This window comes from Streptomyces sp. NPDC088261 (genome assembly GCF_044740805.1).
In the GTDB taxonomy this organism is placed as follows: Bacteria; Actinomycetota; Actinomycetes; order Streptomycetales; family Streptomycetaceae; genus Streptomyces.
In genome coordinates this window covers 287,252-311,799 of the sequence record NZ_JBIURL010000003.1, presented here as the reverse complement: position 1 = coordinate 311,799, position 24,548 = coordinate 287,252, and the positions used below count along the sequence as shown (strand labels likewise).

Below are 24,548 nucleotides of genomic sequence, written 5' to 3'. Positions count from 1 at the left end.
CGAGGAGAGCCACGGCCGGGACGCCGTGCGCACCGATCCGCGGGGCCGACGAGCCGCGGGAGGCCGGTCGAGGTGACGAGCGCAGCCGAGCAGGAGGCAGTGCGGGAATCGGTGCGGGAGAGGGGGAGAGCGGAGACCGGCATACGCCGCCTGGACGTGTGGCCCGGGGCCGCGACCCCGCTCGGGGCGCGCTACCGGGTCGGGCCCGACGGGGTGGCGGGCACCAACTTCGCGCTCTGGGCCGGGGGCGCCGAGGCCGTCGAGGTGTGCCTCTTCGACGACGGCCCGCGCGGCGCCGGGACGATCGAGACCCGGCTCCCGCTGACCGAGCTGACCCACGAGATCTGGCACGGCTTCGTGCCCGGCGTCCGCCCGGGCCAGCGGTACGGCTTCCGGGTCCACGGCCGCTGGGACCCCTGGACCGGCGCCCGCTGGAACCCGGCGAAGCTGCTGCTGGACCCGTACGCCCGCGCGGTCGACGGCGACTTCCGGCTGCCGCCCGAGGTCTACGGCCATGTGCGCGACTGGCCGCAGCGGCAGGTCGCCGACACCGTCCGCGACGAGCGCGACTCCGCCCCGTACGTCCCCAAGGGGGTGGTCGTCCACGACGACGCGCCCGACGACGAGTGGGCCGACGACCGCCGCCCGAAGACCCCCTGGGCCGACTCCGTCATCTACGAACTGCACGTGAAGGGCTTCACCAAGCTGCACCCCGGCATCCCGGAGGAGCTGCGCGGCACGTACGCGGGTCTCGCCCATCCCGCCGCGATCGACCACCTCCAGCGGCTCGGCGTGACCGCCGTCGAGCTGCTGCCGGTGCATCAGTTCGCCCACGAGGACCACCTCCTGCGCCGGGGGCTGCACAACTACTGGGGCTACAACTCGATCGGCTACTTCGCCCCGCACGCGGGCTACGCGGCGGGCGGCACCCGGGGCCAGCAGGTCGAGGAGTTCAAGGCGATGGTCCGCGCGCTGCACGCGGCGGGCATCGAGGTCATCCTCGACGTCGTCTACAACCACACCGCCGAGGCCGGCGAGCACGGCCCGACCCTCTCCCTGCGGGGCATCGACAACCGCGGCTACTACCGCCTCCAGCCCGACCCGCGCGCCTACACGGACTACACCGGCTGCGGCAACACCCTCCACGTGGTCCAGCCGCAGGTGCTGCGCCTGATCACCGACTCGCTGCGCTACTGGGTCACGGAGATGGGCGTCGACGGCTTCCGCTTCGACCTGGCGGCGGCCCTGGCCCGCTCGATGCACGACGTCGACATGCTGTCGCCGTTCCTCGCGGTCATCGCACAGGACCCGGTGCTGCGCCGGGTGAAGCTGATCGCGGAGCCGTGGGACGTCGGCAGCGGCGGCTACCAGGTGGGGGCCTTCCCGCCGCTGTGGACGGAGTGGAACGACCGGTACCGCGACGCCGTACGGGACTTCTGGCGCGGCGCGCTGCCCGACGTACGGGATCTCGGCTACCGGCTGTCCGGGTCCAGCGACCTGTACGCGTGGGGCGGCCGGCGGCCGTACGCCTCCGTCAACTTCATCACCGCGCACGACGGCTTCACGCTGCGCGACCTGGTGTCGTACGAGCAGAAGCGGAACGAGGCCAACGGCGAGGACAACCGGGACGGGACGGACGACAACCGCTCCTGGAACTGCGGGGTGGAGGGCGAGAGCGACGACCCGGCCGTCAACGCCCTCCGGCGGCGCCAGCTGCGCAACCTGCTCACCACCCTGCTGGTGTCGACGGGCGTGCCGATGCTGGTCGCGGGCGACGAGATGGGCCGGACCCAAGGGGGCAGCAACAACGCCTACTGCCAGGACAACGCGGTCAGCTGGCTCGACTGGTCGCTGCTGGACCAGCCGGGCGCGCACGGCCTGTACCGGCTGACCCGCCGGCTGCTGGCGCTGCGCCACGCGCATCCCGTCCTGCGCCGCCGCGCCTTCTTCTCCGGCCGGCCGCAGGCGCCCGACGGCCTGGCGGACCTGGCGTGGTTCACCCCGCGCGGTACGGAGATGACGGACGGCGACTGGTACGCGCCGGCCTCGACGCTCGGGCTCTTCCTCTCCGGGCGGGACATCCCGGGGCGGGACGCGCGGGGCGAGAAGATCACGGACGACAGCTTCCTCACGGTCCTGCACGCGGGCCCGGAGCCGGTGGAGTTCGTCCTTCCGGGGCCGCCGTGGGCGGAGGCGTACGAACTGGTCGTGGACACCTCGCTGGAGGAGCAGACCGAGGAACCGGGCACGGTGCACGAAGCCGGGGCGGGCGTGACGCTGCCGGGGAGGTCGGTGCTGCTGTTCCGGGTGCGGGCGGAGCCGGGTGTCGGGAAAACCACATGAGCGATGTCAGTGGTGAACCGTAGGCTCGCCCCTGATGCCCGAAAAACATGCAGCCACCAAGGAACGGTCCACCGCACAGTCACTGCTGCGACTGTGGCCCTACGTGCGACCCGTACGCCACCGCCTCGCCAGTGCGGCCTTCGTCGCGATCGTCGCGTCCTGCCTCGGCCTGGTCATCCCCCTGATCCTGAAGTGGATGGTGGACGGCCCGGTCACCGACCGGGACACCGGCGGCATCTGGCTGGGAGCGCTGTACCTGCTGCTCCTGGGGATCGCCGAGGCGGTGCTGTTCGGATTCCGGCGGTGGCTGGTGGCGCGTCCGCTGGCCGGGGTCGAGGCGTCGATGCGCGCGGACCTCTACCGGCACCTGCAACGGCTCCCGGTCGCCTTCCACGACCGCTGGCCGTCGGGGCAGCTGCTCTCGCGCGGTACGACGGACCTGATGCTGCTGCGGATGTTCTTCGCGTTCCCGCTGACGTTCCTGTTGGTCAACGCGGTCACGATCCTGGCCGGCTTCGTGATCCTGCTCATGCAGGACTGGTCGCTCGGGCTGGTGCTGCTCGCTCCCGTGGTGCCGCTGGTCGTCCTCTGCTCGCTCTTCGAGTCGCGGTACACCGCGGTCGCCCGGCGGGCGCAGGACCAGGTCGGCGATCTGACGACGGTGGTCGAGGAGGGCGTGCTCGGCATCCGGATCATCAAGGGCTTCGGCCGGCACCGCAGCCAGTCCCGCGCCTTCCACACGCTCGCCGGGACGCTGCGGACCACCGAGCTGGCCAAGGCCCGGCTGCTGGCGGCGATCTGGGCGCTGATCATGACGCTCCCGGAGCTGGCCATCGGCGCGGCCCTGGTGCTGGGCACGATCCAGGTCGCGGATGGTGACCTGTCGGCGGGCACGCTGGTGGCGTTCCTGTCGACGGCGCTGGCGCTGCGGTGGCCGGTGGAGTCGATCGGGTTCCTGCTGGCGATGAGCCAGGAGTCGGCGACGGCGACCGAGCGCTTCTTCGAGGTGATGGACGTACCGGAAGAGGTCGAGGACGACATCGACGCGGCGGGGTCCGGGAGCGCGGCGCCGGAGGGCGCGGGTGGTTTGCGGTTCGAGGGGGTGTCGTTCCGCTATCCCGACGCCGAGGCGGACTCGGTGCCCGTACTGGACCGGATCGATCTGCACATCAGGCCGGGCGAGACGATGGCGCTGGTCGGGGCGACCGGCTCCGGCAAGACGACGCTGACCGCCCTGGTCCCGAGGCTGCACGAGGTGACCGCGGGGCGGATCACGCTCGACGGCCAGGACGTCGGGCTGATGCCGCGCGCACGGCTGCGGGAGCTGGTGTCGGTGGCGTTCGAGGAGCCGACGCTGTTCTCGGCGAGCGCCGGGGAGAACGTGCTGATGGGCGCCGAGGGCGCGGGCGAGGAGGCCCTGGCGCGGGCGCTGGACGTGGCCCAGGCCGGATTCGTGAGGGAGCTGCCGGAGGGTACGGCGACCCAGGTCGGCGAGCAGGGGCACAGCCTCTCCGGCGGCCAGCGCCAACGGCTCGCGCTGGCGCGGGCGGTGGTGGGGCGGCCGCGCTTCCTGGTGCTCGACGATCCGCTCTCGGCGCTGGACGTGCACACGGAGGCGCTGGTGGAGGCGGCCCTGCGGCGGGTGCTGAAGGAGACGACCGCGCTGGTGGTGGCGCACCGTCCGTCGACGGTGCTGCTGGCGGACCGGGTGGCGCTGATCTCGGGGGGCCGGATCACGGCGGTCGGCACGCACCAGGAGCTGCTGCGGAGCAGCGAGGAGTACGCGTGGCTGATGTCGGGGGCGCAGGCCGGGGGCGCGGGGGCGGGAGCCGCCGGAGCGCTGGAGGCCGTGCGGGCCGCTGAGGTTGTCGAGGCCGCCGAGGCCATGGAGGCTGTTGAGGCCATGGAGGCGGTTGAGGCCGCGGAGGAGAACGCCCGATGAGTACGTCCACCACGACCGGTACGGACACGGGCGGCGGGCAGCCGGCGGAAGGTCCCGTGCCCGACGCGCCGCCCTCCCTCGCGAAGACCCCCGCGTCCGGCGACCCCTTCGACCGGGACGCCCTGCCCGCGCCCCCGCGCGCCACCGGCACCCTGCTGCGCTCGCTGCTGCGCGCCCACCGCCCCCGGGTGATCGTGGCCACGCTGCTCCTGCTGCTCCAGCAGGCCGCGTCCCAGGCGGGCCCGCTGCTCGTCGCGTACGCCATCGACCGGGGGGTGCCCGCCTTCCGGGACGGCGACCACGGTCCCGTCGTCGCCGTCGGGGCCGGGTACCTGATCTGCGCGCTGGGCTCGGGCGGCTTCCAGTGGGCGTTCATCCTGGCCTCCGCGCGGATCAACCAGGACGTGCTCCTGGACCTGCGCGGCCGGATCTTCCGCCACGCCCAGGCGCTGAGTGTGGACTTCCACGAGCGCTACACGTCGGGCCGGCTGATCTCCCGGTCGACCACGGACGTGGAGTCGCTGCGGGAGCTGCTCAGCGAGGGCCTCCAGGAACTCATCGCGGTGGTGCTGGCGTTCGTCTACATCTCGGCGATGCTGCTCTATCTGGACCTGGGGCTCGGCGGCCTCGCCGTGCTCTCGTTCGTGCCCCTGTATCTGCTGGTGCGGCTCTACCAGAAGCGGGCGGGCCGGATCTTCGGCATCCGCTCGACCGCGATCGCCGCCGTCATCGTGAAGTTCGCGGAGACGATGAACGGCATCAGGCCGGTGCAGGCGTTCCGGCGCGAGCGCGCCAACGACGCGGACTTCGAGCGGCTCAACGACCGCCACCGGCTCAGCAACGGCGACGCCCTGCTGGAGATGGCCCGTTACGTCGTCGGCTCCCGGCTCGTCGCGAACGTGGCGGTCGCCGGGATCGTCCTCTGGGGCGCGTACCGGGTGGCGGACGGCACGCTGGCGCTCGGGGTGCTGGCGGCGGCGGTGCTCTACCTGCGGCGGCTGTACGACCCGATCGACCGGCTCGGGATGTTCCTCAACTCGTACCAGTCGGCGGCCGCTTCGCTGGAGAAGATCGCGGGGCTGCTGGCCCAGACGCCCTCGGTGCCGGAGGCCGCGTCGCCGCGTCCGCTGCCGGCCCGCGCGGGCGATCTGCCGGGCCGCGAGGTCGTCTTCGACGGGGTGAGCTTCTCGTACCGTACGGGCGGGGAGATCCTGCCGCGCTTCGACCTGACCCTCCCGGCCGGCCAGACGGTCGCGGTCGTCGGCTCGACGGGCGCGGGCAAGTCCACGCTCGCCAAGCTGCTGGCGCGCTTCTACGACCCGACGGAGGGCCGCGTCCTGCTCGACGGGGTCGACCTGCGGGAGCTGGACACGCCCGAACTGCGGCGCGGGATCGTGATGGTGACGCAGGAGGCGTTCCTGTTCTCGGGCACGGTCGCGGAGAACATCGCGATCGGGCGCCCGGACGCGACCCGCGAGGAGATCGAGGCGGCGGCGAGGGCCATCGGGGCGCACGAGTTCATCGCGACGCTGCCGGACGGGTACGACACGGACGTCCGCAAGCGCGGCGGCCGCATCTCCGCGGGCCAGCGCCAGCTGGTGGCCTTCGCGCGGGCCCTGCTCGCCGACCCGGCGGTGCTGATCCTCGACGAGGCGACCAGTTCGCTGGACATCCCGGGCGAGCGGGCGGTGCAGCGGGCGATGGACACGGTCCTGCACGGCCGTACGGCGGTGGTGATCGCCCACCGCCTCTCGACGGTCGAGATCGCGGACCGGGTGCTGGTGATGGAACACGGCCGCGTGGTCGAGGACGGCCCCCCGGCGGACCTGATCGCGGGCACGGGCCGCTTCGCGGGCCTGCACCGCGCGTGGCGCGACAGCCTGGCGTGACGCGGGCGGGCCGACCCGGGCAGCCGGGCCGGCCCGCGCGGGGTCCGGGCCGTGGCATGGAATGCGCCACAGTTCGACCCGGCCGCGCGCGTGTTCGCTTTCCCGTGGTCAACACTGTGTTCATCGATGACACATTCGAGTTTGACCGGCACGAAGTCCGGCAGGTCGGGGCGGGGCGAACCCGGGACGGCATCGCGGTGATCACCGGCGAAACGTCCGCTTAACGAACAGGGCCTTTCGGGCACCGGACGATTTCCGGCCAAGTTCTTGACGCGGTCCTGACAGACGGGTGTCACGACTGCGACTCTTCCCCCGTTCTCCGCACCACCCGTACGGCGTCGTTCCGTACGGCAGCACTCGCTCCGCAGGCTCTGCCCGGGCTGCTCACCGTGCGGCCCGGTACCCCCATCGCAGAAGGAGTTCGCGTGAGACCCACGCCCAGCCGTCGTGCCACCGCGACCGGCGCTCTGATCGCCGCAGCAGCTCTTCTCACCGTCGGTGTGCAGGCAGGTACCGCCACCGCACAGCCCGACAGCGCCCCCAAGGCACCGGTCGCCGGCAAGGCGGACCCCGGTGCGCTGCCGCGCGATCTCTCCCCCGCCCAGCGCACCGCGCTGATCAAGGCGGCCGACGCTTCCAAGGCGGAGACCGCCAAGGAGCTCGGCCTGGGCGCACAGGAGAAGCTCGCGGTCCGTGACGTCGTGCAGGACGTCGACGGCACCACGCACACCCGCTACGAGCGCACCTACGCGGGCCTGCCGGTCCTCGGCGGTGACCTCATCGTCGAGGAGACGAAGGCGGGGAAGACCGAGTCGGTCACGAAGTCGTCGAAGGCCGTTCTGAAGAACGTCGACCTCTCCGCGGACGTGACTCCGGCCGTCGCCGAGAAGCAGGCCCTCGGCCTCGCCGTGGCGGACGGTTCGAAGAAGACCGCCGCCGAGCGCGCCCCGCGCAAGGTCGTCTGGGCCGCCAACGGCACCCCGACCCTGGCGTACGAGACGGTCGTCGGCGGGCTCCAGGAGGACGGGACCCCGAACGAGCTGCACGTCATCACGGACGCGGCCACCGGCAAGAAGATCTTCGAGTACCAGGGCGTCGACAACGGCGTGGGCAACACGCAGTACAGCGGCCAGGTCACCCTCGGGTCCGTCCAGTCGGGCTCGACCTGGAACCTGACCGACTCGACGCGCGGCAACCACAAGACGTACAACCTCAACCGGGGTACGTCGGGCACCGGCACCCTCTTCTCGGGCCCCGACGACGTCTGGGGCAACGGCGTGGCCTCCAACGCGGAGACCGCGGGCGCCGACGCAGCCTACGGCGCCGCGGAGACGTGGGACTACTTCAAGAACGTGCACGGGCGCACCGGCATCCGCGGTGACGGAGTCGGCGCCTACTCCCGTGTGCACTACGGCAACAACTACGTCAACGCCTTCTGGCAGGACGCCTGCTTCTGCATGACGTACGGCGACGGCTCGGGCAACGCGAAGCCCCTCACGTCCATCGACGTGGCGGCCCACGAGATGTCCCACGGCGTCACCGCCAACACCGCCGGCCTGATCTACAGCGGTGAGTCGGGCGGCCTCAACGAGGCCACCTCCGACATCTTCGCCGCGGCCGTCGAGTTCTACTCCAACCAGCCCGCGGACCCCGCGGACTACCTGGTCGGCGAGAAGATCGACATCAACGGCAACGGCACCCCGCTGCGCTACATGGACAAGCCGAGCAAGGACGGCGCGTCCAAGGACGCGTGGTACTCGGGCCTCGGCGGCATCGACGTCCACTACTCCTCGGGTCCGGCGAACCACTTCTTCTACCTGCTCTCCGAGGGCAGCGGCGTCAAGACCATCAACGGCGTCACCTACGACTCGCCGACCTCGGACGGCCTGCCGGTGACCGGCATCGGCCGGGCCAAGGCCGAGCAGATCTGGTTCAAGGCGCTCTCCACGAAGTTCGGCACCTCCACGAACTACGCGGCCGCCCGTACCGGCACGCTCGCGGTCGCCAGTGACCTCTACGGCGGTACGAGCAGCGTCGAGTACAAGGCCGTGCAGGACGCCTGGGCCGCCATCAACGTCGGCACCCGCTCGGGCACCCCGCCGCCGGACCCGGGCAAGGTCTTCGAGTCCAACACCCAGGTCGCCATCCCGGACAACGGCGCCGCGGTGACCTCGACGGTCAACGTCACCGGCATCGCGGGCAACGCCCCGACCAACCTCCAGGTCAGCGTGGACATCACGCACACCTGGCGCGGTGACCTGGTCATCGACCTGGTGGCCCCGGACGGCACGGCCTACCGGGTCAAGGCCGCCAGCAGCGGCGACTCGGCGGACAACGTGGTCGAGACGTACACCGTGAACGCCTCCTCCGAGGTCGCCAACGGTGCCTGGAAGCTCCGCGTCCAGGACGTCGCGTCGGCGGACACCGGCCGGATCAACAGCTTCAAGCTCCAGTTCTGACCCACAGCGCGTGAAGCAGAGTGCCGCCCGGAGTGTCCTCACTCCGGGCGGCACTTCTTCATGTGTGGGCGCCGGTATCGGCTAGTGGGGGTTGCCCGCGTTCGTCAGGGTCTCCCACGCGACGAACAGGTTGTTCGTCCCGGAGGGCCGCTGCCGCTCGGTGAGCGTCTGGGTGTTGGACATCGCCACCCCGTGGAGTGTGTTCAGGGTGTTGAACCCTACCTCGGTGATCGGGCCGAGGCCGCGGACCACACTGCCGCCGCACAGGTTGGACGGGACGGGCTGCGCCTGGATCTCGTACCGGGACTGGAAGCCGAGCGCCTGCCGCAGCCGCTCGCCGACCTGCGGGTACAGGTCCTGCCCCTGGAGGCGCGCGGTCTCCAGGACGTGCGAGACCGACGAGATGCCGTAACCGGTGTGGACGAAGTCCCGGCAGGTCTCCTGGGTGAGGCCTGTCATCGCCGAGCCGAACGTGCTCTGGCCCTGCCAGTAACTGACGATCTTCGCCGTGGTGTTGAGGTTCTGGCTCGGGACCGTCTTCGGCAGGGCGCCGTCCGACGCCAGGTAGATGTAGGCCGGCACCCGGGTCAGGTAGCGGCTGATGGAACTGTCGTACGCCGCCTTGTCGTTGAGGTAGACGGCGATGCTGGTGGACGCCTCCACCATCGTCAGCTCCCAGTTCCCGTTGGAGTTGGAACCGGCGAGGAGCTTCGGCAGGTAGACGTTGCGCAGCATCGTGTCGAACCGGCCCGAGTTGGCCCAGTTGCCGCGTACGTACTTGATGATCTCCGCGGCCTTGGGCCAGGACGAGCCCGCCCAGCCGGTCTGGAGCGGCGCGTTGGAGTTGGTGTGGTCCTTGATGGTGCCGGACCAGGCGTCCATGAGCTGGATCGCCTTCTGCGCGTAGGCGTCGTCGCGCGTGATGTACCAGATCAGCGCGTCGGTGTACGCGGCGATCGCGTCCTCACGCTCGTCCGTGCAGCCGTTGTTGGGATTGGAGTACGAGCCGCACTCGACGGTCGCGCGGGGCTTGGCGGTACGGGACAGGGACGCGTACTTGCTCGCGACCATCTGGTCGTAGGCGGCCTTCCAGGGCTGCGCCCCGGCCTGCACCTTGGCGCGGACGAAGTCGAGCTGGGCGGTGTTGAGGTTCACGCCGGGGTGCGTGAAGACCGCCGGGGCGGCGGCGACGGCCGGGGCGGCGACCGCGGCCTTCACCCCCTCCGGGGCCTTGGCGGCGGAGGCGGGAGCCATGAAGACGCCGGCGGTGACGCCGGCCAGGGCGGCGGAGAGTCCGAGGACTCTCGCGATGGGTCCGGGGCGCATGTGGGGGGCCTTCCGGGTCAGTGGAGGTCCTCAACTCGGTTCACCCATGTGAACTTTGGGTGACGTTGTGAACCCTGTTGGAACGAGGAACTTAGAACCAACGCATGGACACGTCAAGGTCTGGACCTATGCGGATCATGGGGGGACATGCCAAGGGCCGGGCTCCCGGGAGCCCGGCCCCGACCGGCGGCACGTCAGCGCCTCGGCACCTCGACGCCTCAGCACGTCAGCCTTTACGTCACCGCATCAGCACCCCCGCGCCGTCCCCCGCCGACTCCGCGGGCAGGGCGACCAGCCCCAGCTCCGCGCTCGTCGCGAGCAGCGGGTGCGCCGGCAGAACGCGGACCGTGTAGCCGTACGGGCCCGTGCGGTCCAGGGAGAGCGGCCCCTCGTACACCCAGCGCCCCTCGGGATCGGGTCCGCCGGCCGGCTTGAGCGGGAAGGTCTGCGCGTCCGCGATCGCGTCGTCGGAGCCGACCCGGCCGGCCACCGCCTGCACCTCCACCTCGTCGGGGCGCAGGTCGCCGAGGCCGATCCGGACCCGCAGCGCGAGGGTCGCGCCCAGCTCCGCCGTACCGCCGGCCGTGGTCTCCACCGACGCCGTCGCGGACGGGACCGTCTCGACGTGGTCCACCGACACCCGGGGCCACAGCTCCCGCGCCCGGCCCTTCCACTCGGCCAGTTCGGTCGCGGTGGCGGCGTCCAGGGTGCGGTGGGCGCGGGCGGCGGGCGCGTACAGCCGCTCCACGTAGTCACGGACCATCCGTCCCGCGAGCACCTTCGGCCCCAGCGTGACCAGGGTGCGCCGGACCATCTCGATCCACCGGCCCGGCAGCCCCTCGCCGTCGCCCCCGTCGCCGCTGCCGCCGTCACCGACCGTGTCCCGGTCGTAGAAGCGCGGCGCGACCCGGTCCTCGATCAGCTCGTAGAGCGCGCCCGCCTCCAGGTCGTCCCTGCGGTTCTCGTCGGCCGTCACCCCGTCCGCCGTCGGGATGGCCCAGCCGAAGTCCGGCTCGAACCATTCGTCCCACCAGCCGTCCAGCACCGACAGGTTGAGGCAGCCGTTGAGCGCGGCCTTCATCCCGCTGGTCCCGCACGCCTCCAGCGGCCGCAGCGGGTTGTTGAGCCAGACGTCGCAGCCCGGGTAGAGCTTCTTCGCCATCCGCATGCCGTAGTCGGGCAGGAAGACGATGCGGTGGCGCACCCGCATGTCGTCGGCGAACCGCACCAGTTCCTGCACCAGCCGCTTGCCGCCGTCGTCCGCCGGATGCGCCTTGCCCGCGACGACGATCTGGACGGGCCGCTCGGGGTGGAGCAGCATCGCCCTGAGCCGGTCGCGGTCGCGCAGCATCAGGGTGAGGCGCTTGTACGAGGGGACCCGGCGGGCGAAGCCGATGGTCAGGACGTCCGGGTCCAGCACGCCGTCGATCCAGCCCAGTTCGGCCTCCGCCGCGCCCCGCTGGAGCCAGGACGCGCGCAGCCGCTCCCGTACCTCTTCGACCAACTGCCCGCGCAGCGACCTCCGTACGGCCCAGATGTCGGCGTCCGGGATGTCCTCCACCGAGTCCCAGCGGGGCTCGCCGCCCACGGACAGGGCGTGTTCGGCGCGTTCGACGCCGACCCGCTCGGCGCCCAGCCGGGCGACCTCGGGCGCGACCCAGGTCGGCGCGTGCACCCCGTTGGTCACGGAGCCGATCGGCACCTCCTCCGGGTCGAAGCCCGGCCACAGCCCGGAGAACATCTCGCGGCTGACGGCGCCGTGCAGGGTGGAGACGCCGTTGGCCCGCTGGGCGAGCCGCAGCCCCATCACGGCCATGTTGAAGAGGTGGGGCTGGCCGCCCGGGTAGGTCTCCAGGCCGAGGGCGAGGATCCGCTCGGCGTCCACCCCGGGCAGTTCGCCGTCGTCGCCGAAGTGGTGCGCGACGAGCGAGCGGTCGAAGCGGTCGATGCCGGCGGGCACGGGGGTGTGGGTGGTGAAGACCGTACCGGCCCTGACGGCCTCCAGAGCGGCGTCGAACCCGAGCCCGGTGTCGGCGAGTTCACGGATGCGCTCCAGGCCCAGGAAGCCGGCGTGCCCCTCGTTGGTGTGGAACACCTCGGGCGCGGCGTGGCCGGTGAGCCGGCAGTACGTGCGCACCGCGCGCACCCCGCCGATGCCGAGCAGCATCTCCTGGAGCAGCCGGTGCTCGCTGCCGCCGCCGTACAGCCGGTCGGTGACGTCCCGCTCGCTGGGGCCGTTCTCCTCGGTGTCCGAGTCGAGCATCAGCAGCGGGACCCGGCCCACCTGCGCCTGCCAGACGCGGGCGTGCAGGGTGCGCCGCCCCGGCAGGGTGAGCGCGACCAGCGCGGGGCTGCCGTCCTCCTCCCGCAGGAGGGTCAGCGGCAGTTCGTTCGGGTCGAGGACGGGGTACTGCTCCTGCTGCCAGCCGTCCCGGGACAGGGACTGCCGGAAGTAGCCGTGCCGGTAGAGCAGGCCCACGCCGATCAGCGGGACGCCGAGGTCGCTGGCGGCCTTGAGGTGGTCGCCGGCGAGGATGCCGAGCCCGCCCGAGTACTGCGGCAGCGCGGCGGTGACACCGAACTCGGGCGAGAAGTAGCCGATGGCCGCGGGCAGGTCCCCACCGCCCCCGTCGTTCTCCTGGTACCAGCGGGGGCCGTGCAGATAGGTGTCGAGGTCGGCGGAGGCGGCGCTCAGGGTGCGCAGAAAGGCGCGGTCCTCGGCCAGCTCGGCGAGGCGGGCCGCGGAGACGCCCCCGAGGAACCGCACGGGGTCGCCGTCGGCCTGCCGCCAGCCGGCGGGGTCGACGGACTCGAAGAGCTCTCGGGTCTCGGTGTGCCAGGACCAGCGCAGGTTGCGCGCCAGGTCGCCGAGTGGTCGCAGCGGGTCGGGCAGGACGGGGCGGACGGTGAACCGACGGATTGCCTTCACGTGCTCCACCTTCGCAGGGGACGTACGGGCTGGAGGGGACACACGACGATGTGCGTCCCACCGTCCCCCCGACGGTAGCCGTACGCCCCCCGTTCCAACCACGGCGCATTGAGATGTGCGCCCCCCTGGGGAGGCGGCGGGAGGGATGACCGAGAGGATGGAGAGGGTAGCCGTTCATCTGCTGATGACGTAGGAGATACACGCGAACAGATTGTCCGGCGGAAAATATTGGGAAGGCTCATGCGGTACGTACGGCACACGATCCAGCGCTATTCGAGTGAACGCGGACGGGAGCCGACATGGCCGCAGCCTCTCAGTCGCCGACCGAGCAGCTACAAAGAACGGTAAAACATCCCAAAAGACCACAGAATTTACGGAGCCCCCACACGACCTCATCCACATCGCGCGTTCCCCCCGTTTCCCCCGTTCCCACCACCCCTTCCACCAGACCACCCGTACCACCCGAAGCACCCGAAGCACCCGCCCTGCCTGTCACGCCCGCACAGCACCCAGGTGATCCAGTGAAACCGCTGATTGGTCGCATTCCCGTCCTGGACGTCCATCCGCTCGTCGACTGCGGCAAGCGCCCCGCGAAGGCGGTGAGCGGTGAAACCTTCCAGGTCACCGCCACCGTCTTCCGCGAGGGCCATGACGCGGTGGCGGCGAATGTCGTCCTCACGGATCCATCGGGCCGCCCCGGCCCGTGGACCCCCATGCACGAGCTCGCCCCCGGCACCGACCGCTGGGGCGCCGAGGTCACCCCCACCGAGGAAGGCCGCTGGACCTACACCGTGGAGGCCTGGAGCGACCCCGTCGCGACCTGGCGCCACACCGCCGGGATCAAGATCCCGGCGGGCATCGACACCGAACTGGTCCTCGCCGAGGGGGCCGACCTGTACGAGCGCGCCGCCGTCGGCGTACCGAAGAAGGACGGCCGGGAGGCCGTGCTCGCCGCCGCCGACGCGCTGCGCGACCGGGACCGCCCCGCCGGGGACCGGCTGGCGGCCGCCCTCTCCCAGGACGCCACCGCCGCGCTCGGCCGTCACCCGCTGCGCGAACTGGTCACCTCCTCGCGCCCCGCGCGCCTGCTGGTCGAGCGCAAGCGTGCCCTGTTCGGTTCCTGGTACGAGCTGTTCCCGCGCTCCGAGGGCGCGGTCGTGAAGGAGGGCGAGCCGCCGGTCAGCGGCACCTTCCGTACGGCCGCCGAGCGGCTGCCCGCGGTCGCCGCGATGGGGTTCGATGTCGTCTACCTGCCCCCGATCCACCCCATCGGGACCACCCACCGCAAGGGCCCCAACAACACGCTGACGCCGGGCCCCGAGGACGTCGGCGTGCCCTGGGCGATCGGCTCGCCGGACGGCGGCCACGACGCGATCCACCCCGACCTCGGCACGATCGAGGACTTCGACCACTTCGTGGAGACGGCGCGCACCCTGCGCATAGAGATCGCGCTCGACTTCGCGCTCCAGTGCTCCCCCGACCACCCCTGGGTCGCGAAGAAGCCGGAGTGGTTCCACCACCGCGCGGACGGCTCCATCGCGTACGCCGAGAACCCCCCGAAGAAGTACCAGGACATCTACCCGATCGCCTTCGACGCCGACATGCGCGGCCTGGTCCGCGAGACCGTGCGGGTGCTGCGGTACTGGATGTCCCACGGGGTACGGATCTTCCGCGTCGACAACCCGCACACGAAGCCGGTGGTCTTCTGGGAGAAGGTCATCAACAACATCAACCGCACCGACCCCGATGTCATCTTCCTGGCCGAGGCGTTCACGCGCCCCGCGATGATGCGCACGCTGGGCGCGGTCGGCTTCCAGCAGTCGTATACGTATTTCACCTGGCGGACCGGCAAGCGGGAGCTGACGGACTACCTGGTCGAGCTGTCCCGCGAGACCGCCGCGTACATGCGTCCGAACTTCTTCGTGAACACGCCCGACATCCTCCACGCCTACCTCCAGGAGGGCGGCAGACCCGCGTTCGAGGTGCGCGCGGTGCTCGCCGCGACGATGGCGCCGTCGTGGGGTGTGTACGCGGGATATGAACTCTGCGAGAACACCCCCGCCAAGCCGGGCAGCGAGGAGTACCGTGACTCCGAGAAGTACCAGCTGAGGCCCCGGGACTGGGAAGCGGCCGAGCGTGAGGGCCGTACGATCGCGCCGCTGATCACCACGCTCAACCGGATCAGACGGCGGCACCCCGCGCTGCAACAGCTGCGCGACATCCACTTCCACGATGCCGACAACGAAGCGGTCATCGCGTACAGCAAGCGGGCGGGCTCGAACATCGTTCTGGTGGTCGTCAACCTCGACCCTCACCACACCCAGGAGGCGACGGTCTCGTTGGACATGGAGCGGCTCGGCCTCGAATGGCACGAGACCGTCCCGGTGCGCGACGAGCTCACCGGCGAGACCTATCACTGGGGCAGGGCCAACTACGTGCGCCTAGAGCCGGGCGTCACGCCCGCGCACGTCGTGGTCCTGCGACCGTCCCCGCCGATCGGAGGGTCACCCACATCATGATCGTCAACGAGCCCGTCCACGACACGTTCGAGGACACCCCGGCCCAGGACCGTCATCCCGACTGGTTCAAACGAGCCGTCTTCTACGAGGTTCTGGTGCGTTCGTTCCAGGACAGCAACGGAGACGGCATCGGTGATCTCAAGGGCATCACCGCCAAGCTGGACTACCTCCAATGGCTCGGTGTCGACTGCCTCTGGCTGCCGCCGTTCTTCAAGTCGCCGCTGCGCGACGGCGGCTACGACGTCTCCGACTACACCGCCGTCCTCCCCGAGTTCGGCGACCTCGCCGACTTCGTGGAGTTCGTCGACGCCACGCACCAGCGCGGCATGCGTGTGGTCATCGACTTCGTCATGAACCACACGAGCGACCAGCACGACTGGTTCCAGGAGTCCCGCAAGGACCCCGAAGGACCGTACGGCGACTACTACGTCTGGGCCGACGACGACAAGCAGTACGAGGACGCCCGGATCATCTTCGTCGACACGGAGACCTCCAACTGGACCTTCGACCCGGTGCGCAAGCAGTACTACTGGCACCGCTTCTTCTCGCACCAGCCGGACCTCAACTACGAGAACCCGGCCGTGCAGGAGGAGATCATCTCCGCGCTGCGCTTCTGGCTGGACCTGGGCATCGACGGCTTCCGGCTGGACGCCGTGCCGTACCTCTACCAGAAGGAAGGCACCAACTGCGAGAACCTCCCGGCCACCCACGCCTTCCTCAAGCGGGTGCGCAAGGAGATCGACGCGCACTACCCCGACACGGTACTGCTCGCCGAGGCCAACCAGTGGCCCGAGGACGTCGTCGACTACTTCGGTGACTACGCCAAGGGCGGCGACGAATGCCACATGGCGTTCCACTTCCCCGTGATGCCGCGGATCTTCATGGCCGTACGGCGCGAGTCGCGCTACCCGGTCTCGGAGATCCTGGCGAAGACCCCGGCGATCCCCACCAACTGCCAGTGGGGCATCTTCCTCCGCAACCACGACGAGCTGACACTCGAGATGGTCACGGACGAGGAACGCGACTACATGTACGCGGAGTACGCCAAGGACCCCCGGATGCGCGCCAACATCGGCATCCGGCGCCGCCTCGCCCCGCTGCTCGACAACGACCGCAACCAGATCGAGCTGTTCACGGCCCTGCTGCTGTCGCTGCCGGGCTCCCCGATCCTCTACTACGGGGACGAGATCGGGATGGGCGACAACATCTGGCTCGGTGACCGGGACGCCGTACGGACCCCGATGCAGTGGACGCCCGACCGGAACGCGGGATTCTCGTCCAGCGACCCCGGCCGGCTCTACCTCCCGACGATCATGGACCCGGTCTACGGGTACCAGGTCACCAACGTGGAAGCGTCGATGGCCTCGCCGTCCTCGCTGCTGCACTGGACCCGGCGGATGATCGAGATCCGCAAGCAGAACCCGGCCTTCGGGCTCGGCTCGTACACGGAACTGCCGTCGTCGAACCCGGCGGTGCTGGCGTTCCTGCGGGAGGCGCCCTCCCAGGACGGCAAGGGCGACGACCTCGTCCTGTGCGTCCACAACTTCTCGCGGTTCGCCCAGCCCACCGAGCTGGATCTCAAGGAGTTCAGCGGCCGGCACCCGGTGGAGCTGATCGGCGGGGTGCGCTTCCCCGCCATCGGCGAGTGGCCGTACCTGCTCACTCTGGCGGGCCACGGTTTCTACTGGTTCAGGCTCAGGAAGGATGTCGCGTCGAGCTGACGCGACCGGATGACGTGCGGGGCGGTGTTTCCACCGCCCCGCACGGGGCACGTTCCCCACGTCCGACGCGTACGGAATCGAGTCCGTACGGATCATCGTCACCCGACACGTCCCGCACAGCCGGACAGCAGATGCCGCAATCCGGGACACTCTGCGCATCCTGTGGTGTGCCCGGGGAAAGGACGCGAGGCCATGACGAAGGCTGCATCCACCCGGATCACGCCGTACGGGGGTTCCGACCGCGCCGTGTCACCCACCGACGCGGCGGCGCTCCTCGGATCGCTCGCCCCCCTGCTCCACGACTGGCTGCCCCGCCAGCGCTGGTTCGCCGGCAAGGGCCGGCCGGTCACCGGTTTTGAACCGGTGACGGTCACCGAGCTGCGCCCCGTGCACCCGGGCGACCCGTCCCTGCTCCACCTGCTGGTACGGGTCGAACAGGGCGCCGCCGGGGTCTCCGCCTCGGCCGGCGACTGCTACCAGCTGCTGCTCGGCGTCCGGGAGGCCCTGCCCCCGCACCTGGCGGCGGCGCGCCTCGGCCGGGCGACGCGGGGCCCGCTGGCCGGGCTCACGGTGTACGAGGGCCTGCACGACCCGCGGGTCGCGGAGCTGCTGCTGGAACGATTGCGCAACCCAGGGTCATGGGGACCGCTGCGGTTCGAGCGCGCGCGGCCGATCCCGGCGGCCCTGAACGGAAAGCTGCTGGACGCGGAGCAGTCCAATTCTTCTCTCGTCTACGGGGACGCCCGCGGCGAGGCCGTCCACGGGGACGCGTACATCCTCAAGATCCTCCGCCGGGTCTTCCCCGGCCCGCACCCGGATCTGGAGCTGCCGCTGGCCCTCGCCGCGGAGGGCTGCGACCGGGTGCCGGCGCCGGTGGCGTGGTTCGAGGCGGACGACGCGACGGGCAGCGACGACACGCTCACCCTCGGTGTGCTCCAGCCGTATCTGCGCGGGTCGCGGGACGGCTGGCAGCTGGCGCTGGCGGCGCTGGGCGCGGACCGGGAGTTCACGTCGGAGGCACGCGCGCTGGGGCGGGCCACGGCCGAGGTGCATCTGGCGCTGGCCGCGGCGCTCCCGACCGTGACGCTGGGCCGCGCGCAGACGGCGCAGTTCGCGGACGCGATGACGGCCCGCCTGGACGTGGCGGCGCAGGCGGTCCCCGCCCTGATGCCGTACGTCCCCGGCCTGCGGGCAGCCTTCGACGCGCTCGCGGGCCTGGACGAGGCGGCCCGGGGCCGCCCGGCCCAGCGGGTCCACGGCGACCTGCACCTGGGCCAGGCGCTGCGCACCCCCGACGGCCGCTGGTCGGTGATCGACTTCGAGGGCGAACCGGCCATACCACTGGCGGAGCGCCGCCGCCCGCAGCCACCGGTCCGCGACGTGGCGGGCATGCTGCGTTCCTTCGACTACGCGGCGCGTTCGCACGAACCGTGGCGGGCGGACTGGGCGACGCGGTGCCGCGCGGCGTTCTGCGAGGGCTACGCGCAGGCGTCGGGCACGGATCCGCGCGCGGAGCCGGAGCTGCTGCGGGCGTACGAGACGGACAAGGCGGTCTACGAGGTCCTGTACGAGGCCCGCCACCGCCCGGACTGGCTCCCGGTCCCGATGGCCGCGATTCGCCGGCTGGCGGGCGAGCGGTGACGATCCCGCCGACCTGCCTGTGTCCTCAATCGCCGGACGGGCTTGTTTCGCCAGCCACCGCGACGGGGAGCGCTCACCTCGGCTGCGGGGAACTCCCTCGGACCGGCGGGGCCGGGCACGATCGCCCGGTCCGGGCCGAGCACGGTCGACCTGTCTGGACCGAGCACGACCGCCCGGTCCGGGCCGAGTACGGTCGCCCGGTCTGGCCCCCGCACGGTCGCCCGGTCCGGGCCGAACACGGTCGCCCCGTCTGGGCCGAACACCATCGGACCCACCGGGCCGCGCACGATCAGTCCGGCCGGACTGAGCACCATCAAGCGTGCCCGGACGGGCACTATCAAGCCCGTCCGGCGTTTGAGGACAACGCGAGGCCGCAGGCCAAGCACACCCACCCACGGCCCGCACATCCCCACCGCAAGGGCACCCATCAAGCCCGTCCGGCGATTGAGGACACCGCAAGGCCGCAGGCCAAGCACACCCACCTCCGGCCCGCACATCCCCACCGCAGGGGCAACAATCAAGCCCGTCCGGCGATTGAGGACACCCCGGGGCCGCAGGCCAAGCACACCCACCTCCGGCCCGCACATCCCCACCGCAAGGGCGCCCACCTAGCCCGTCCGGCGATTGAGGACACCGCGAGGCCGCAGGCCAAGCACACCCACCCGCGACCCGCGCGTCCCCACCGCCAGGCCAAACCCCAAGCCCGTCCGGCGATTGAGGACAACGCAAGGCCCCAGGCCACGCACGCCCGCCGACCGCTCGCGCATCCCCACCGCGGCCCGCGACAATCAAGCCCGTCCGGCGATTGAGGACACCGCGAGGCCCCAGGCCGCGCACCGCACCGAGACACCTCACCCCGCCCCACGAGGAGGCACCACCCGTGACCGCCCGTCCGTCGTCGCCCGACACCCCGTCCGGCACCCCGTCCGTCCCGGCGCCCCCCGCCGGCCGCCCCCGCAAGCCCGCGAGCGGCGAAAAGGCCAAGGCCAAACAGTCCAAGCAGGCCAAGCAGGCCAAGCAGGCCAAGGAGAACAACCCGGAAACACCGGAATCGCCGGCCAACCCGGAAAACCCCTCCGCCCCACCCCTCGACCCCACCGACCGCGAACGCCTCCTCAGCGGCTCGCACCACGACCCGCACGGACTCCTCGGCGCCCACCCCCTCCCCGGCGGCGGCATCGTCATCCGCACCCTGCGCCCGTACGCACACGCCGTCACCGTGCTCACCGACGGACCCGAGGGACCCGGCGGACCCGGCGGCACCCGCACCCCCCTCCACGACGACGGCGACGGCTTCTTCTCCGGTGTCCTCGACCTCCCCGCCGTCCCCGCGTACTCCCTCCTCATCCGCTACGGCGACACCGACGGCGTCGACGACGTCGAGGTCCACGACCCGTACCGCTTCCTCCCCGCCCTCGGCGACCTCGACCTGCACCTGATCGGCGAGGGCCGCCACGAGGAGCTGTGGAAGGCGCTCGGCGCCCGCCCGATGACCCACCAGGGCGTCACCGGCACCCGCTTCACCCTCTGGGCGCCCAACGCCCGCGGCGTCAGGGTCTCCGGCGACTTCAACTACTGGGACGGCACCAGCCTGCCCATGCGCTCGCTCGGCGCCACCGGCGTGTGGGAGCTGTTCGTGCCGGGCATCGGCGAAGGCGCGCTGTACAAGTTCGACATCACCCGCCCCGACGGCACGCACACCCTGCGCGCCGACCCGATGGCCCGCCGCACCGAAGTCCCGCCCGCCACCGCGTCGATCGTGACCGACACCCACCACGTCTGGCAGGACGAGGAGTGGCTCGCGCACCGCGCCGACCGCGCCGTGCACGAGGCGCCGTTCTCCGTGTACGAGATTCATCTCGCGTCCTGGCGGCCGGGGTTGACGTACCGTCAGCTCGCCGAGCAACTCCCCGCCTACGTCAAGGATCTCGGCTTCACGCACGTCGAGCTGATGCCCGTCGCCGAGCACCCCTTCGGCGGCTCCTGGGGTTACCAGGTCACCGGCTTCTACGCCCCGACCTCCCGCCTCGGCACCCCCGACGACTTCCGCTTCCTGGTGGACGCCCTGCACCGCGCCGGCATCGGCGTCATCGTGGACTGGGTCCCCGCCCACTTCCCCAAGGACGAGTGGGCGCTGGCGCGCTTCGACGGGCGGCCGCTGTACGAGTCCGAGGACCCGCAGCGCGCCGAACACCCCGACTGGGGAACGCTGGAGTTCGACTACGGCCGCACGGAGGTCCGTAACTTCCTCGTCGCCAACGCGGTGTTCTGGTGCGAGGAGTTCCACATCGACGGCCTGCGCGTCGACGCCGTGGCCTCGATGCTCTACCTGGACTACTCCCGCGAGGCGGGCCAGTGGTCCCCCAACGAGCACGGCGGCCGGGAGAATCTGGACGCGGTCGCGTTCCTCCAGGAGATGAACGCCACCGTCTACCGCCGCTGCCCGGGAGTGGTGACCATCGCCGAGGAGTCCACGGCGTGGAACGGCGTCACCCGCGCGACCCACCTCGTCGGCCCCGACGGCTTCGGCGGGCTCGGGTTCGGGCTGAAGTGGAACATGGGCTGGATGCACGACTCGCTGGACTACGTCTCCAAGGAGCCGGTGCACCGGAAGTACCACCACGGCGAGATGACGTTCTCCATGGTGTACGCGTACAGCGAGAACTACGTCCTGCCGATCTCGCACGACGAGGTCGTGCACGGAAAGCGGGCGCTGGTCTCCAAGATGCCCGGGGACTGGTGGCAGCAGCGCGCGAACGAACGGGCCTATCTGGGCTTCATGTGGGCACACCCCGGCAAGCAACTGCTCTTCATGGGGCAGGAGTTCGCGCAGGGCGCGGAGTGGTCGGAGGGTCACGGCCCGGACTGGTGGCTGCTGGACCCGTCGTACGAGGCGGCGCCGGACCACCGGGGGGTACGGGACCTGGTGCGCGACCTGAACACGGTCTACGGCGCGACGCCCGCGCTGTGGGAGCGGGACACCTCCCCGGAGGGCTTCTCGTGGGTGGACGGCGGGGCGGCGGAGGACAACGTGTTCGCGTTCCTGCGCTTCGACGCGGCGGGGTCGCCGCTGCTGGCGGTGTCGCACTTCGCGCCGGTGGTCCGGCACGAATACCGCCTCGGGGTGCCGGAGCGGTACGCGGCGTGGACGGAGGTCCTGAACACGGACGCGGCGAGGTACGGCGGGAGCGACGTCCTGAATCCGGAGCCGCTGAAGCCGGAGTCGACCCCGTCCCACGGCCACGCGGCGTCCCTCCACGTGACGCTCCCCCCCCTGTCCACGATCTGGCTCCGCCCGACTCCCTGACCCTCCGGGGTGTCCTCAAGCGCCGGACGGGCAGGAACCCCAGCCCGTCCGGCGTTTGAGGACACCCAGCCCGTCCGGCCCTGAGGACAGATCAAGCCCGTCCGGCGCTTGAGGACACACGCCAGCCCGTCCGGCGATTGAGGACACGTCGAGCCCGTCCGGCGCTTGAGGACGCCCCCCTCACGCCACCTTCAACAGCAGCAGCGCGATATCGTCGCTCCCCCGGAACGATTGCCGCGTCCGCCCCGCCCTCCGCACCAACGCCTCCGACAGCGCGTCCAGCGACCCCGTGTCCGCCCGCCCCAACCGCCCCGCCAGCGCCGCGATCGACGTGTCCAGGTTCGTGCCGGGGACCTCCACCAGCCCGTCCGTGTAGAGCGCCAGCACCGCGCCCGGCGGCAGCGGGACCTCCACCGTCCGGTACTCCGCCTCCGGCTCGATGCCGAGGAGGATCCCGGTCGGCACGTCCAGGATCTCCGTACGGCCGTCGGCATGGCGCAGGATCGGCGGCAGGTGCCCGGCCGTCGCCAGCCGCGCCCGGTGGTGCCGCAGGTCGAGGTGGGCGTACAGGCAGCTCGTGAAGAGCGTGGACCGCAGGTCGATCAGCAGGCGGTTGGTGCGCGCGAGCACCTCGTCCGGCGGCGCGCCCGCGCTCGCGTGCGTGTGGACGGCGGTACGGACCTGCCCCATCAGCGCCGCCGCGTTCACGTTGTGGCCCTGTACGTCCCCGATGACCGCCGCGACCGACGTGTCGTCCAGCCGGATCAGGTCGTAGAAGTCACCGCCGATGTCGAGGCCGCGCGTCGCCGGGAGGTAGCGCGCCGCGACCTGGAGCCCGGGGACCCTCGGCAGGTCGTGGGGCAGCAGCGCGGCCTGGAGGCCGAGGGCGACCTGGTTCTTGGAGTCGTACAGCCGGGCCCGCTCCAACGCCTGCGCGATCACCCCGGCCAGGGAGATGAGGGCGGTGCGCTCGTCCGGCGGGAAGGCGTGCGGCCGGTCGTACCCCAGCACGCAGCAGCCGATCGTCCGCCCCGAGGCGAACATCGGGAGGTACGCGAACGAGGCCTTCTCCGGGCTCAGTCGGACGTTCGGGGACGTACGCCGGAGTTCGTCGCCGTCCGTCGAGAAGAGAGGGGTGCCGTTCAGGACCGCCCGGACGACCGGCGTGTCCGCGGTCAGCGCGAGGCCGTCGAAGCCGACCGCGATCTCCTTCCGGAACCCGCGGAAGCCGACCACCGACAGCCGCCCCGCGTCGGCGGTGACCAGCGCCAATGCCTGGGCGTTGATGACCGGCATGATCTGGTCGGTGACCGTCTCCGTCACGTCCCGTACCCCCACGGCGTCGGTGAGGACGGACGACAGGTGCAGCAGTTGGAAGAGGGCGCCCGGGCGCGCGTTCCCCGCGGCGGCCGGCGCCGGTGTCAGGACCGGGTCGTGCCCGTCGCCGGGCGCCATGCCGGGGGTGACGCGGACGCTGACCCCGGTGGCGTCGGGGTAGAGGTGGAAGGCCAGCCACCGGTCGGGGGGCCGCAGGACACTGAAGGAGACGGGCAGCCGGCTGAACAGCGCGCCGAGGTACGCGTTCTCGTAGACCGGGTCGTTCAGCCAGGGCAGCACCTCCCAGGGCCGGGCCCCCAGCAGGCTGTCGCGGGTGCCGCCCAGCAGCTCGGCGGCGGTCCGGTTGAGGAAGGTGAGGCGGCCTTCGAGGTCCAGGGCGCAGGCGCCCTCCGGAAAGCGCTCGGTGAGTTCGGCCCCGGGCGCCGCGTGCCGGGCCGGCGGCGGGTCGACCGTGCGCGGCTCCGCGGGCCGTACCGGACGCCCCTCCTCCGCGGCCCGCAGCAGCAGGTCGCTGATGCGGCGGGCGCCCGCGTCGAACGCCCGCGTCTCCCGGTCGGACAGCTCGGGCGGGTGCGTACCGGGCCAGATCTGGAGCAGCGCGCCCCAGCGGGTGGTGCCGGACGACAGGGGTACGACGCCGAGGGCCACGTGGTAGGGCAGGGCGAGGGCCGTACGGGGGAAGCGGCGGGCCATCTCCGTGTGGCTGGGCACCCACACCGGCCGCCCCTCACGCACCACCTCGGCCACCGGGACCGTCGAGGCGAGCGCCACCTGGGTCCAGGGCGCGGCGACCCTCCGCGACAGGCCGGTCACGAAGCCCATGCGTACGGCCCGGTCCCCGGGCTCCAGCAGGTACACGACCCCGATGTGCGCGCCGGTGGCCCCTCCCACGTCCGTCAGGGCTCGTTCGATCTCCGCTGTGATCGAGGCGTCGTCCTCCGCCACGCTCACACCACCCCGGGGGCCGCGCCAGCGCCCGCTTCCCCCAGGGGGATGTCGAACCGGTCAGATCGAATATCACCCATATGTGGATGTTAGTCCCCACCGACACCAGCGACATCCCGGGCGGGGGCTCCCCGGACCGTCCCCGGCGACCGCCCGGCACCAACCTGCCGCGCTCCCGCGCCGCCCGGC

The 24,548-nt window shown here is 71.6% G+C and carries 11 protein-coding genes; 8 read left to right on the top strand and 3 right to left on the bottom strand.

The window, feature by feature from the left end:
* Window positions 1–72 precede the first annotated feature (72 nt).
* The 4 genes from glgX (at window position 73) to ACIODU_RS08570 (ending at window position 8,633) form a co-directional block, all read left to right on the top strand.
* Window positions 73–2,343: a glycogen debranching protein GlgX gene (glgX, locus tag ACIODU_RS08585; RefSeq protein WP_401765443.1), complete on the top strand. Its 2,271-nt coding sequence runs from the start codon at window positions 73–75 to the stop codon at window positions 2,341–2,343.
* A gap of 34 nt (window positions 2,344–2,377) precedes the next feature.
* The gene (locus ACIODU_RS08580) at window positions 2,378–4,285 is read left to right on the top strand and encodes an ABC transporter ATP-binding protein (RefSeq protein WP_401765440.1); all 1,908 of its coding nucleotides are present in this window, start codon (window positions 2,378–2,380) and stop codon (window positions 4,283–4,285) included.
* Window positions 4,282–6,174 (top strand): ABC transporter ATP-binding protein, encoded by a 1,893-nt coding sequence (locus tag ACIODU_RS08575; RefSeq protein ID WP_356431502.1) that lies wholly within the window; start codon window positions 4,282–4,284, stop codon window positions 6,172–6,174. The genes ACIODU_RS08580 and ACIODU_RS08575 overlap by 4 nt, the downstream gene beginning before the upstream one ends.
* Before the next feature lie 425 nt (window positions 6,175–6,599).
* Entirely contained in the window at window positions 6,600–8,633 is a 2,034-nt protein-coding gene (locus ACIODU_RS08570; RefSeq protein WP_356431500.1) for a M4 family metallopeptidase, read from the top strand.
* Between the two features lie 81 nt (window positions 8,634–8,714).
* Here the strand turns inward: ACIODU_RS08570 and ACIODU_RS08565 are convergent, their stop codons facing one another.
* Entirely contained in the window at window positions 8,715–9,959 is a 1,245-nt protein-coding gene (locus tag ACIODU_RS08565) for an alginate lyase family protein (RefSeq protein ID WP_401765436.1), read from the bottom strand.
* 238 nt (window positions 9,960–10,197) lie between these two features.
* The gene (glgP, locus tag ACIODU_RS08560; RefSeq protein ID WP_401765433.1) at window positions 10,198–12,888 is read right to left on the bottom strand and encodes an alpha-glucan family phosphorylase; all 2,691 of its coding nucleotides are present in this window, start codon (window positions 12,886–12,888) and stop codon (window positions 10,198–10,200) included.
* Between the two features lie 530 nt (window positions 12,889–13,418).
* Between glgP and ACIODU_RS08555 the strand changes: the two genes are divergently transcribed.
* From ACIODU_RS08555 to glgB, 4 genes are all read left to right on the top strand, one after another.
* Window positions 13,419–15,407 (top strand): maltotransferase domain-containing protein, encoded by a 1,989-nt coding sequence (locus ACIODU_RS08555; protein WP_401765891.1) that lies wholly within the window; start codon window positions 13,419–13,421, stop codon window positions 15,405–15,407.
* Window positions 15,404–17,128, top strand: a complete 1,725-nt coding sequence (treS, locus tag ACIODU_RS08550; RefSeq protein ID WP_161310890.1) for a maltose alpha-D-glucosyltransferase — start codon at window positions 15,404–15,406, stop codon at window positions 17,126–17,128. Before ACIODU_RS08555 ends, treS begins: the two co-directional genes overlap by 4 nt.
* 192 nt (window positions 17,129–17,320) lie before the next feature.
* Window positions 17,321–18,769 carry a maltokinase N-terminal cap-like domain-containing protein gene (locus tag ACIODU_RS08545; protein ID WP_356431495.1) on the top strand — a complete coding sequence of 483 codons (1,449 nt, stop codon included), beginning with the start codon at window positions 17,321–17,323 and terminating at the stop codon, window positions 18,767–18,769.
* 880 nt (window positions 18,770–19,649) lie between these two features.
* The gene (gene glgB / locus ACIODU_RS08540; RefSeq protein ID WP_401765429.1) at window positions 19,650–22,076 is read left to right on the top strand and encodes a 1,4-alpha-glucan branching enzyme; all 2,427 of its coding nucleotides are present in this window, start codon (window positions 19,650–19,652) and stop codon (window positions 22,074–22,076) included.
* A 180-nt stretch (window positions 22,077–22,256) separates the two neighbouring features.
* Here the strand turns inward: glgB and ACIODU_RS08535 are convergent, their stop codons facing one another.
* The gene (locus ACIODU_RS08535; protein ID WP_401765427.1) at window positions 22,257–24,359 is read right to left on the bottom strand and encodes a SpoIIE family protein phosphatase; all 2,103 of its coding nucleotides are present in this window, start codon (window positions 24,357–24,359) and stop codon (window positions 22,257–22,259) included.
* Between the last annotated feature and the right edge of the window lie 189 nt (window positions 24,360–24,548).

Excerpts from the sequence above, each read along its gene's own strand:
- ACIODU_RS08580 (WP_401765440.1), top strand. The coding sequence starts at position 2,378 with ATGCCCGAAAAACATGCAGCCACCAAGGAACGGTCCACCGCACAGTCA.
- ACIODU_RS08575 (WP_356431502.1), top strand. The coding sequence starts at position 4,282 with ATGAGTACGTCCACCACGACCGGTACGGACACGGGCGGCGGGCAGCCG.
- ACIODU_RS08565 (WP_401765436.1), bottom strand. The coding sequence starts at position 9,959 with ATGCGCCCCGGACCCATCGCGAGAGTCCTCGGACTCTCCGCCGCCCTG.
- treS (WP_161310890.1), top strand. The coding sequence starts at position 15,404 with ATGATCGTCAACGAGCCCGTCCACGACACGTTCGAGGACACCCCGGCC.
- ACIODU_RS08545 (WP_356431495.1), top strand. The coding sequence starts at position 17,321 with ATGACGAAGGCTGCATCCACCCGGATCACGCCGTACGGGGGTTCCGAC.